Below are 12382 nucleotides of genomic sequence, written 5' to 3'. Positions count from 1 at the left end.
CCTTTGTCCTCACCAGAGAAAATTGGCGAGTCCTCCGGCCGGGTGGCCGGAAAGTCTGTGTGGCGGACGACTACCAGTCGTCGTCCCCGTCTTCTGTTTGGTCGTACGTGAGTGCTGTCGGCGCGATCAATCCGTCCTTGGCGGCGACGCTCTCTTCCTTGTTCTTGGCAGCGTGCACCGGTGCCCCGCCGCCGCCACCGGCGCCGCTACCCACCGGCGCCATCGGACCTGCGGCGCCCGCGGCCGAGGCAAACGCGGCCGGCTTGGCCTCCCCGCTGATGCCCAACATGCTGGACAACAGCGCTGTACGCGGCGGAGATCCGAGTGCACCCGGCAGCGACGCCGCGCGCACCAGGCCCGCGCCAGAACTCGGGCCCGTACCCCCGGCCAGCGGGTGGTTCGAGAAGGGCGACGCCCCCATCAGCCCCATCTGCATGCCCTTGTCACCGCCGCCCATGCCGGCGAACTGACTGACCATCTGCGTCACCTGCTGCAACGGCTGCGTCATCGCCTGCATCGGGCTTTGGAGCATCTGCGGGATCTGCCCCGCGATCTGTGCGCCCTGTTGCCCCATCTGCATGGCCATCTGCATGCCCTGCTGCATGGGGTTCTTCTCCGTCGGGTCCTTCTCCTGCTGCCCGGCGTTCTCGCCCTTGCTCGCCGCACCGACCGCCCGCTGCTCGGCATGGTTGGCCTGCGCGGCGGCATTGCCGACAGCCAACTTCATCGACGACAACGTGGATACGGCGCTGATCGCTTCGACCGTCATGTTGCGGGCGACACCGGCGGCCGTCCGCGGCGCCGTCGACGCGATCGCCGCTGCCGCGGTCGTCTCACCGATCCCGGGCATCACGATCGGCTGCATCGGCACGAACGGCTCGAACAGCAGGTTGGCGGTGGTTTCGGCGTGATACGCCTCCATCGCACCGGCAGCCTGGTTCCACATCCGGACGAAGTAGTCCATCTCGTTCAACCCGATCGGCATCGTGTTGATACCGAGGAAGTTGGTGGCGTTCAGGACTGCGTTCGTGACGTGGTTCTGCTCGATCTCCGGAATTGGCGGAGTGGTCGTCAGAGCCAGCGTGTACGAGCTCGCCTGGGCGCTTGCCTGCAACGCCCGCTTCTGCGCCTGCAGCACCATGGTCCGCAGCCACATGATCATCGGCATGGTTGCGGAAACAGCGCGTTCACTTGCCGTGCCGCTCCACACCGAGGTCAGGGTGCTCAGCGCCCCGGCCAGCTCGTCGGCCTGGGTCTCCAGCAAGATGGCCAGACCTTCCCAGCCCGCTGTCGCCTGGAGCATCGGCGCCGGGCCGGCACCCAACATCAAGCGCGCGGTGTTGACCTCTGGCGGCAGCGCGAACCAGGTCGGCGGAACCGGTGGTGCCATGACCATTGCTGGACGACCCTATCTCTGACGATTTTGCCGACGGGCGGCTAGAGCGTGGTGGCCTGAGCTGCGTCGACCGCGTTGTAGATACCCGCGATCTCCTGGTAGGCCGCACCTGCCCGAGTGAGTTCCTCCTGGGCGAACGAGTTCGCGGCAAGAGCCTCGACTCCCTCGCTGGCGAAGGCCATCGCAGCCATTACCGAGACTTCGTCAGCGCCGGCCGGAACCAGTGCGGTGACGGCCGCAGTAGCGGTGGTGCCGCCGGCCAGACCGCGGGCCGCGTTTGCGATCACCTGTGCCGCAACACCTTCGGCACCCGGGTTGTGCATCATCGGTTGCATTTGCTTGCTCCCCTGTTTCGATTACTAATAACCAGGGACAAGCACCCAGAGGCGACGTGGCAGAAAGTTTGCCATGTCGTCAAGAGATCTGTCCCCCGATCTCTTTGCTGGCGGGCCGCCGCCAGCGTTGCTGAGCGCGTTGGTCAAATACTAACTGCAGTTTTGGAGTGCTGAGAACACTTATTCCGCGGGCGGATCGACATAGGACGCCTGAATGACTTCCTTGCCGTCCGGCGCGACCATAAATGCCTGGCCAGGCGGCCGTTTCTTGACGATGATCTCCCGCGACGGGAAGTCGTTCTTCTCCCCTGAAAGGAACAACGTCGGCGAACCGGCGCCGTAGGCGGCGCCCACGAACTTATCCATCGTCGCCCGGTGCGCCAGGCTCATCTGGCACGTCACGATGACGTGCAAGCCGATGTCGGCCGCTGCGGGCAGCAGCGGACCCAACGGCGCCATCGGCGACATCATGCCCGCGGCCGCGGTGATCATGTGCCAGTCGTCGACCAGCAGCACAATGTCGGGCCCACTCCACCACGACCGCGCCCGCAGCTGCGCCGTGGTCAGGTCCGGCGGCGGCAACCGCTTCTTCAGGTTGGTCGCCAGCGCCTTGATGGCCTCTTCCAGCGACGCACTGTTGCGGTTGATCGCGCCGGCCGCCAGCAGATGCGACTCGGGCACCGCGTCGAGCAGGCCCGACCGGTAGTCGGCGAGCATGAACCGCACCTGGTCGGGACTGTTGCGACTGCAGATCGCCTTGGCCACCGCATGCGCGATGGTGGTCTTCCCCGACTTCGGAGCGCCGAAGATCAGCAGATGAGGCGTCATGTTCATCTGGTTGTAGGCGACCGCGAGGTCGGACTCGCGCAGCCCCAGCGGCACCTGCCAGCGGGTCCGGTAATCCGAATCGGGTCCCGGCGGGTTCGGGTCGAGCTGGTGCAGGTAGATCTTGTCCGGGAGCACCCGCACCTGCGGTGCCTGGTCGGTGTAGCGCGAGGCCACTTCCTGTACACCCGCCGTGATCGCGTCGACGATGTTGGCGGAGCTGTGGACACCGTCCAGCCGAGGTACGCCGATCATCAGGTGATGTTTCTCGAGCGAGACGGCGCGGCCCGGCCGGTTTGCCGGTATGTCGCGGGTGATCCGGTCGATCTGCGTCTCGTTGACGTCGCCGAGGCGGAATTCGAGTTTGGTGCCCAGGTAGTCACGCACACGTGATTTGAGCTCGGTCCAGCGCGGCGTGGAGATGATGACGTGCACGCCGTACGCCAGCCCCTGGCCGGCCAGGTCCTGCACGGCGGGCTCGAGATCGGGGAAATCCGCCACGAACGCCGGCCAACCGTCGATCACGAGGAAGACGTCGCCGAAGGGATCCTGCGCGGCCGGGTTGTTCGGGTCCTCCCGCATCTCGCGGTAGGCCGAGACCGAGCCCACGCGGTACTGCTTGAACACCTGCTCACGTGCCCTGAGCACCGCCTTGACCTCGGCCACCACGCGGTTGACCCGGTCCGGCTCGGCACGGGTGGCCACGCCACCCACGTGCGGCAGATCCTCCATGTACATCAAGCCACCACCACCGAGGTCGATGCAGTAGAACTGCACCTGCCGCGGCGTGTGGGTGGCCGCGGCCGACAGCATCAGGGTCTGCAAGAAGGTCGATTTGCCGGTCTGCGGGGCACCGCCGATCGCGATGTTGCCACCGGCCGCCGAGACGTCGACGCCCCAGATGTCCTGTCGGTGCCTGCGCGGCTCGTCCATGATTCCCAGCGGGAAGCGCAGTGGCTGACGCTGATAGTCGCGCTCGATCAACTCGTTGACCGGAGTCGGATCGGTCAGCGGCGGCAGCCACATCTTGTAGGCGCGGCTCTCGCCGGTGCCCAACTGTCCGAGGACCACCTCACGCAGCACCCTGGGTTCGGCGTCTGTACTCATCGCTAACTCACCGCCGTATCAAAAATCGGTGTCGTCGTGAACTGATGAATCCGCAGCCGGGCCTGCCGCTGCGAGCGTGGCCTGGCCTCGCCGTCGACCGACTCCTCGACCTCGGGCACGTAGTTGGCTCCGGTGTAGAGGGTGCTGAACTTCACCGGATCCTCCATACCCACCCGCAGGAAGCCCACGCCGCTCTCCTTGTTGGTGATGTACTGCGCCTCGGGCGTGCCGATCACCGCCTTGGACTCGGACGAGCTGGTGGTGCGCAACGCAATTCGGTAGGTCAGGTTCGGCTCGAGCTTGTCGATCCGCACGCCACCGGTGTTCAGCGACTGGGTGGCCAGCAGCAGGTGCACGCGCAGTGACCGGCCCACGCGGCAGATGCGGTCGAACAGCTGGATGAAGTCGGGGTGGTTCTGCAGCAGCTCGGCGAACTCGTCGACCACGACGAACAGCGTCGGCAACGGCGGAAGGTCGGCGCCGCGTTCGCGATGCTTCTCGTACTCGGCCACGCCGGACAGCGCACCCGCGGCACCCACCTGCATACCGGCCTGACGCAGGATCTGCTGACGCCGGTCGAGTTCACCGGTGAGCACCTCGCCCATACGGCCGACCAGCTCGGCTTCCTCTTCCATGTTGGTGACGACGGCCGCGGTGTGCGGCAGCTTCTCCATACCGAGGAAGGTCGAACCGCCCTTGAAGTCGGTGAGCAGCAGGTTGATCTGGTCGGGGTGGTGGGTGGCCACCAGCGACAGGATCATGGTGCGCAGGAACTCCGACTTACCCGAGCCGGTGGTTCCGATGAGCATGCCGTGCGGCCCGGCACCGAACTCCGCGCCCTCCTTGATGTCCAGCTTCATCACCTCGCCGGACTTGAGCTCGTGGCCGAACGGGATCTTGAGCCGGTCGCGGTCGGTGTCGGTGAACATCCGCCAGCGTGCCGGGGTCACTTCCTCGACCGACTTGGCGCCCACCAGGTGGTGCCATTCCTTGGAGACCTTCTTCTGCACCCGGACGTTCTTGTCGATGATCGTGCCGGTGATCGACCAGCCGGCCAGCTTGCGGGCGACCCGGCCGGCCTGCGCCGGGGTCATCCGGTCGACGACCCGCGTGACCTCGCGGTAGTTCTGGTTCGGCAACTTGTCGTCGGCCGTCCCGTCCGCGTCGACCCGCAACCGGTACGCCGAACCCCGGTGATTGCCGAGGGTGAGCACTGTGACCCCGGCCCGGCCGTCGACCGGGAAGCCGGCCTTGCCGCCGGTCAGGTCCACCACGATCACGTACGGACCGCCGGGCGCGGCGTCCGCGCTGTGCGGGCCCCGCGCGGTCAGATCGCTCAAGCCGTCGGGGCGGGTGTAGACGAGGCGGGTGGGCCCGGCCGCATCGGTATCGGTCTGGTGCTGCACGTGCGGCAGCCACTTGAGCCACGACCAATTCGGATCTTCCGGGTTGTCGGTGAGCACCCGGATCTGCAACAGGTCCGGCGGATGGAACACCGCCAGATGACAAATCATCGCGGTCAGCATCGCCGAGGCACCGTCGAGGTCGCCACCCACGGCGATCGTCGGAAATGTCCGCAGCTGAACAAGTTTCGGGCAATCGTGGATCAGGCCGTGGGTGCGCAGGAACTTGGTCACCCACATGTGGCTGACCGGCTCCAGGTGCGGCTGCGGCGCGCCCTGCGGACCGGCCAGCTCGCCGCTGGTGTTCGGCTTGAGCAGCCGGTCCACCGCGATCTCGGCGCCGATGCCGATGCGGGTCGCGGCGTAGAAGTCGGAATTGGCCTGACGCGACCACTGCCGGTGAGTGCCGATGATCGACAACAGATCGTCGGGATGCGGTGCGTGGTAACCGAAGAACGCCACCTGAGCCGACGCCGACGACGTCACGCGCGTGCGCAGGCCGGCCAGGTACCGCAGGTATTCCTTACGGTCGGCATTGATCTCTGGGACCTTCTTGCCCCCGCCACCGCCACCGCCCATCATTCCGACGGTGCCCATGATCATCATCAACGGCATCATCAGCATGTACGGAGACAGCTGACGGACCCCGGTGAAGATCATGATCGCGATCATGCCGATCATGCAGCCGCCCATGACCCAGGGCATGGCCTTCTGCATGCCCGACGGCGGGATCTCGATACCGAGGTCATCTGGTGCGGCGACATTGATCTCGCCCGGTGTCAGCCGCGGCCCCCGCTTGATGGTCGGGGTGAACTTCTTGGTTGTCATGAGCCTTGCTTGCTTTCCACTTTGCGCGGATGGGGGTCGGCAGGCAGCGTGTCGTGCTCAAGCAGCGCCGCGTCCTTCGACAACACCGGGCCCTCCACCAGCAGCCCTACGACCTGCCACGGTGCGTTCACCGAACCGGACAAGCCCAGATTCTTCGCGGCATCGTCATTGGCGATGCCGTACCGCACTCCTTGCGGGTCGATGTAATACAGGCTCTCGCCCACCCGGGGATCCGGTGACTGCAGCCGCACGAACTGGCCGCCTTCGATGTACACCGTTGCGTCACCGCCGATCTGGTCGATCCCAGTGCCGACGGCCGATGACGGGATCGGCAGCCGTCGGCCTGCGATGACGGTAGTCTTCGGCGCCTGATCGCCGGGTTCACGCTGCCAGGCCCAGCACAACACCGGCGAGTCCTGACGCAGCAGCACGTCCATCGGCTTGTCCGGCAACGGCGAGGCGTACACCTGCTCGGCGATCTTGGCGACCTGGCTGGCCTCCACCGACGGCGGCTTCATCAGGCCGTAGGAGTTGGTGGCGCGCAACGCCGCAGCGGTGGTGAGGTTGACCCGGGCCACCCCGTCCGGCAACACCACATAGTGCTGCGGATCGGATTCGGTGGCCGTCTGGAACACCGAGCCGATCACCAGATTCTCCGGCAGCCCAACGGTATTCGGCGCACCGGTGGCCGGAATACCCGGCAGCTGCCAGGGTCCCCGGTTGGCGAGTGCGTTGAACAGCCCTTCCGAGACCGGCGTGGCCTTCGCGGTGACCGGGATGCCCACGGCCGAGCTGATCGCCCGGTCCGACAGGTCGATGCTGTGCCTGCCGTCTTCGGTGACCAGCCAGTTGCCGCCCTCGAAGGTCACCAGCATGCCCTGGTTCGGTCGCATCGGGCCGACCGCGAGATCCGTTGCCAGCGACCGGATCAGGATCGACGATTCCACCTTGGGTGCCGAGCTGTCCGGCTTGGCCACGGTGTCGCACAGCGTCCAGCGCGATGCGGGCACACCCGTGGAGGTGGCATACGGCGCACCGGGGATGCCGATCGGCTGCCCCTTGGGCAACCGGTTGAGCTCCTCAGACTTCACCGCGGACGGGGTGCCGGAGTTGCCGAGCGCCAACCGGGCCGAGGTCAGGTTGTACACCGGACGCAACAGATTGCTCCCGGGCAACATCACGTAGAGCTGATTGGTGGTGCGATCCACCAGCAACTGATCGCTGCCCTGCTTGCCCAGCGGCTTGAAGTACGCCATCAACCCCGCGCCGAGGCAGATCAGCACCGAGACCACGACACCGGCGAACACCGCACGGCTGTAGAACTGCAGCGGATCGTCGAACATCCGGGTGTCGCGGCGCACGATCGCGTGCTCGACGCGACGCAGCAGAAATCGCCAGCCGCTGACCTGGACCTTGGTGGTGAGCCGGAAGCCTGCCATCGCTTATTCGCCGATATTCAGGCGGCTGTGCACCGCCGCGATCGCCGCCGACATGTCGTCTCCGTTGATCTCACTGAGCTGCTCGACACCCAGACTCTCGAAGTCCAACGACCGGGACAGTCGCATGTCGCGGTTCTGCTCACCGGCCTCCACCAGCTGCCGTGCGTAGCGACCGTTACCGGCGATGTCCAGCGCGGGCTTGTTGTTGAGCGTGCGCTGGCTCAACAACGCGGCCGCCTCGTTGACCCGCTTGCAGGCGTCATCGTCGAGCCACGAATCATTGGCCTTGGCAATGACTTTGGCGATCTCGACGATGTCGTCGGGCGAGTACGAGTCGAACTCGATACGGGTGGCGAACCGGGAACGCAGACCGTCGTTGGCCTCCAACAAACGGTCGATGTCATTGCTGTAACCGGCGATGATGACCACCAGACGGTCGCGGTCGTTCTCCATCCGGGCCAGCAGGGTGTCCAGCGCCTCGGTACCGAACGGGTCGGCACGGCCGTCGCGCTCCTGCACCAGGGTGTAGGCCTCGTCGATGAACAGCACGCCACCAAGGGCGCGATCGATCGTCTTGGCCGTCTTCACCGCCGACTGGCCTTCGTACTCCGCGACGAAATCCTTACGCGAGGTTTCGATCAGCTTCGGCTCGGCGATGACCCCGAGACCGGCCAGGATGTTGGCCACCACCCGCGCGATCGTGGTCTTACCCGTACCGGGCGGACCCGCGAAGATCATGTGCTTGGAAGTCTGGGCCACCTTCATGCCGCGTGCGGCACGGATCCGGGCCATCTGGGTTGCCGCCCGGTAGGCCTCGATCTGCTCCTTGACCCGGCTGAGGCCGATCTGCTTGTCCAGTTCGGCCTGTGCCTCGGCCAGCAGCTTGTCGCGCCCCGAGGTATCGGCCACCACGCTGGACGGATCCCACGGATCGGTGCGGGCCGCGATCTTCTCAGCGGTGGTGGTCTCCAGTCGATACGCCGGATCGCGCAGCGCTGCAGTGACTTTGGGCTCAGGGAAGTTCGCCTGCAGCCATTCCAGGAGAACCTGCGCCGACTCTTCGTTGCCCTGGGCGCGCCGGGCCATCGCCAGGAACCAGGCGATGGCGCGTGAACAGGCGGCCGCTGCCGGCGTACCGTCCGCGGCGGTGAGGCGGCGGTCTGCCTCGGTGAACAGCCCGAGGTTGGCTGCCGCCACGCCATGGGCCACACCTGCCGCAGCTGCCAGGAAATTGTCCGGCCATTGCTCGGCACCGCGCACCTGGTCGATCACATCTGTCCAGCGTTGCGCCGCACCGTAGATCACTGCCTTGACCCAGGACACCAGATGCTCGGACCCGCCGGCCGGGGCATCTTCCAATGCCTCCATAGCGTCGGCGTAGTTGCCCTCAGACGCCTCCTGCACGGCGAAACCCAGGGTGATCGCCAGCGGCGAGTTGATCGGGTAGGAGATGTCCTTCCCGTAGATGCCGCCGATCGGGATCCGGGCGCCGACACCGTTCATCGAGATCTCGGCCGAGCCGGCCAACTGACCGAAGTTCGAGCGTGAATACCAGGCCCGGAACAACGTCACCCGGTCGGTGTCACCGCAGCGGATCCGACCCACCCACGCGTCACACGCGGATTCGTCGTAATTGGTGATCTCGGTGAATATCTCGAGTGAACGCGCCGGAGAGCCGCTCAGCATCCCGACGGCCGAGCCGAACATCCCAGCGAGGTGGTCAACCATGATCGCCTCCATAGCGAGTCGAAAAGACCTGGGCCCGAGCATCATCGGCTTGCTCGGGTGTAAGTAGATCCAGGTCGCGGGTCAGAAAGTCGCGGGTCGCCGCGTCGTCGTGCCCAAGCTCGCGCATTCCCGCGAGCATGAACGAGTACTGGGCAGACTTGGCCTGTTGAGCGGCCAGGCCCGCGATCACCAGGATCTCCTCCGCGAGATCCCGTTCGGTCAGGTCAGTGATTTTGGGTGCCAATTCGATCCGATGCACCCTGCCGTCCATGAACGCCGTCACTGTGACGGTTTCGGGCGGATTGGTGACGATGAACAGCGGAACTGCAAGATTCTCGTCCTCATCGACGAAACCGTCAGATTCTGCGTCGCCAGATATGGCAGCACCAAAAACAACACCATCGCCGTCGTACGTCCCGAGCGCATCCAGACCCGCGGCGTCCGAACCCTCTTCCGGGTACGAGAATTCCGGCACCGAGCGGCTGTCATCGTCGTCATCGTCGTCCGGATGATGTGGCGGAAAGTCACCCACCGTGGCGGCCTCTTTCAGTGCAGGTAGGAGCGATCCGATTCGGACTTGTCGAACCACGAACCCGACGGCAGGAATTCGATCAACCCATCCAGGGCCCGCTGCAGATTGTCCTTGGTTCCGGTCAGGAAGCTGCCATAGAGCTCCCCGTTCACCTTGCGCGGGATGGACACGATGCGCCCCTGCTTGGAATCGAGCACACCTGCGGCCACGTCGACCTGAGCGGTGGTGCCGCCCGGATTCCGCTCGGACACCACGAGTTCCACCCAGCTCTCGGGCTCGGAGATGATGTTCGCGTACACCCGTGCCGAGGTCGGCGGAATCCCGTAACCGGTCAGCTCGTCGGCGGTCCGGCAATTGGCCAGCGTCGCCGCGACACCGGTCAACGGCTCGACACTGGCGGGCATGCCTTCTCCGAGCACGGTCATCACCATGCCGGCCAGACCCACCTGCGCGGCCACCCGCTGCAGCACCAGCATGTCGTTGTCGCGGGCAGCGACCACATGCCGACCACCCTTGCGGCACACCACGAACCGGATCATCTTCCCGCCCACGTCGCGGCGCCACCAGCGCCCCTCCAGTGTGCGGTCGGGCCGGCTCAAGGTGTCGAGCATGGCGGCCACCTCAGGGTGTGGGGTGCCGAAGACATCCAGCACCCCTTGGGCCGTGAGATCCCGCTCGACCTGTTCCCACACGGTCTTGCGCAGGTCGGGTTGCGGAATGTTCAGCCGGATTCCCATGGACGGCGGGAAATCGGTCAGTCCCAGCTTGTCGGCGACCACCAGGATCCCGTCGATGGTCAGTTCGACCCCGACGACATCGTCGATCGCCTGCGTATTCGCGTCAGCGCTGTACGGATTGGTCATGAGTCCGCTCCGCCGCTACCGAGCAGTTCCACAGATGGCGTCGCCCATCGTCGAATCCGTCCGGTCATACCCACCCGCTGCGCGGGTGAGTTTTTCCCCGAGGTTCCGCGACACACTGGCCATACCGGTTCCGGCAGCTCGGCGCGCATTGAGCGCGGCCACGACGGCCGTGGCCGTCGACGACGAAATCGGCCCATGCGTGACCCGCACCGAGGCGTCGACACCATCGACCACCCCGGTAGCGATAGTCAGACTGGTCGCGGCCTGGCCTTGTTTGGCCGACAGCTCATACAAATGCGCGGTGGCAACCCGCAAATCACCCGCCATGAAATTCCCCTCGATCCCTGTCCCCGGATTCTTACCTGTCGATCACGGCCGCAGATCCGGGTACACCGCGATCTAATGTAGCCGCCGCTGCCATGTGCAGCTGGCCCTGCTCGAAATCCACCCCGACATGCACCGGAGCCGGACCCGCCACTCCGCCGCCGGCAGCCACGGGTTCCAGGTCAGGCGGCAGTGTCTTGGCAGGCTTGTCATCCCGCTCGGCGTCCAGCGGATCAGCCGGTCCACCCGCAGAATCCGCGTCAGACAGGCCTCCTGCCTGTCCCTCGTCGGGCCCGTCCCCCCTGTCCTCGCCGTCCTTCTCGTCCGCCTTCTCGCCCTCGGCGTCCTTCTCGCGGTCTTCGTCATCTTTGTCATCAACGTCGAAGCCCGCACCTCCCGACACCTTCTCGAGCTGGGCGGCGTCGGCGCCTGTACCACCCGCCTGCCCGGCCATCTGGGCCGCCTGTGTCCCTGCCTGGGTGGCCGCCTGCAACACGCCGCCCAGAATTCCGCTCAGCGGGCCCATCAGTGAGCCCAGAATTCCGCCGAGCACGCCGGCGGCATCGGAGGCCGCGGGTGCGGATGGCGCAGTTGCGGACGGTGCGGCCCCCGTGGCCGGCATGTTCGACGGCATTGAGGGGACTGACGTCGGCCCCGACGAGCTCGTGGGTGCGCCACCGCCGCCACTGCCCGGGGCGTCTCCTCCTCCACCGAATGTGGAGCCAGCGGGAGCCGCGACCCAGGGACCTTCCGATGCACCGGGGCAGGCATCTTCCGGCGCGGCGGACGCCTCGGGGTCGTCGACCGGGGGCGCGAACTCCGCGCCAGTAGCGGCGGCGCCACCCGCCAGGGCCTCGTATTGCGCTGCTGCGCTGCGCAATACGGCTGCGTTCTGGTCGATATGCCCACACAGGGCCTTCAGATCGCCGCTCGAGTCGCCAACGGCCTTGGCCACCATCGCGAATTCGGCCGACATTTGGGCCGCCGGACCGAAACCCGGAATGATGCCCGCGCTCGTGGTGAGCAGGCTCATCGCGCCCAGCCAGTCAGAATGCCCGTCAAGACTGTCCCTGGTGACCGCGATCTGGCCGGCTTCGGCGGACAGTACCCCGGCGACCATGTTGTCCAACCCGAGCATGGTCTGGACCCGGCCGACCTGCTCGGCGTTGCGGCCGGCGTAGGCACTGGCGCCACCGCTGTTCCAACTGTCATCCGGGAACGCCGACACGAGTACCTGCCCGACCGCGTCCATCCTGTCGGCCCCCGCGCCGAAGCGTTGTCCGTCCTCTGGATCGCCGACTCCGGTGCTGTGCTTCATCGACTCGATGGTCTGCTGACCGGCAGCGAGGATGGGCGACCGGGCCGATCTGATCAGACGCTGGCCGATCTGCGATCCGAAAAAGTTGGCGGCCTTCTGGCTGAGGGCGACGATTTGGCCGCCGAACCTGGCGACCTGCTCGAGTTCTGCACCCACGGTGTTCCGGGCGATGAACTCCCCTACCCTGGCGGCGCGCTCGGTCCACTTCAGATTGTTCTCGATCACGCCTTTGCCGAACTCGGCAATATCGCCCAGCAGTCCCATGCCCCGTATCCCCTTCGCCG

At 66.1% G+C, this 12382-nt stretch carries 10 protein-coding genes; all 10 read right to left on the bottom strand.

The window, feature by feature from the left end; translation table 11 throughout:
• Positions 1–70: 70 nt before the first annotated feature.
• The 10 genes from EYZ64_RS00455 to EYZ64_RS00410 all read right to left on the bottom strand — a co-directional run bounded on the left by EYZ64_RS00455 (position 71) and on the right by EYZ64_RS00410 (position 12362).
• Positions 71–1396 carry a PPE family protein gene (locus tag EYZ64_RS00455; protein ID WP_135451379.1) on the bottom strand — a complete coding sequence of 442 codons (1326 nt, stop codon included), beginning with the start codon at positions 1394–1396 and terminating at the stop codon, positions 71–73.
• Between the two features lie 41 nt (positions 1397–1437).
• Entirely contained in the window at positions 1438–1731 is a 294-nt protein-coding gene (locus EYZ64_RS00450) for a PE family protein (RefSeq protein ID WP_135451378.1), read from the bottom strand.
• 180 nt (positions 1732–1911) lie between these two features.
• Entirely contained in the window at positions 1912–3663 is a 1752-nt protein-coding gene (eccCb, locus tag EYZ64_RS00445; RefSeq protein ID WP_135451377.1) for a type VII secretion protein EccCb, read from the bottom strand.
• Positions 3664–3665: 2 nt separating this feature from the next.
• A complete protein-coding gene (gene eccCa, locus EYZ64_RS00440; protein ID WP_135451376.1) occupies positions 3666–5894 on the bottom strand; it encodes a type VII secretion protein EccCa in 2229 nt (742 codons plus the stop codon).
• Positions 5891–7333 (bottom strand): type VII secretion protein EccB, encoded by a 1443-nt coding sequence (gene eccB, locus EYZ64_RS00435; protein WP_135451375.1) that lies wholly within the window; start codon positions 7331–7333, stop codon positions 5891–5893. Before eccB ends, eccCa begins: the two co-directional genes overlap by 4 nt.
• A 3-nt stretch (positions 7334–7336) precedes the next feature.
• Positions 7337–9061: a type VII secretion AAA-ATPase EccA gene (eccA, locus tag EYZ64_RS00430; protein WP_135451374.1), complete on the bottom strand. Its 1725-nt coding sequence runs from the start codon at positions 9059–9061 to the stop codon at positions 7337–7339.
• Positions 9054–9593, bottom strand: coding sequence for a YbaB/EbfC family DNA-binding protein (locus tag EYZ64_RS00425; RefSeq protein ID WP_135451373.1), 540 nt, complete (start codon positions 9591–9593; stop codon positions 9054–9056). Before EYZ64_RS00425 ends, eccA begins: the two co-directional genes overlap by 8 nt.
• 14 nt (positions 9594–9607) lie before the next feature.
• Positions 9608–10456, bottom strand: a complete 849-nt coding sequence (locus tag EYZ64_RS00420; protein ID WP_135451372.1) for an ESX secretion-associated protein EspG — start codon at positions 10454–10456, stop codon at positions 9608–9610.
• Positions 10457–10471: 15 nt separating this feature from the next.
• The gene (locus tag EYZ64_RS00415; protein WP_135451371.1) at positions 10472–10783 is read right to left on the bottom strand and encodes an ESX-1 secretion-associated protein; all 312 of its coding nucleotides are present in this window, start codon (positions 10781–10783) and stop codon (positions 10472–10474) included.
• Positions 10784–10814: 31 nt separating this feature from the next.
• On the bottom strand, positions 10815–12362 hold the full coding sequence (locus EYZ64_RS00410) for an EspA/EspE family type VII secretion system effector (RefSeq protein ID WP_135451370.1): 1548 nt from the start codon (positions 12360–12362) through the stop codon (positions 10815–10817).
• Between the last annotated feature and the right edge of the window lie 20 nt (positions 12363–12382).

This window comes from Mycobacterium sp. DL99, assembly GCF_004762045.1.
GTDB lineage: Bacteria > Actinomycetota > Actinomycetes > Mycobacteriales > Mycobacteriaceae > Mycobacterium.
Note: the sequence above shows the minus strand (reverse complement) of the source record. Positions and strands in the feature narration are given on the sequence as shown.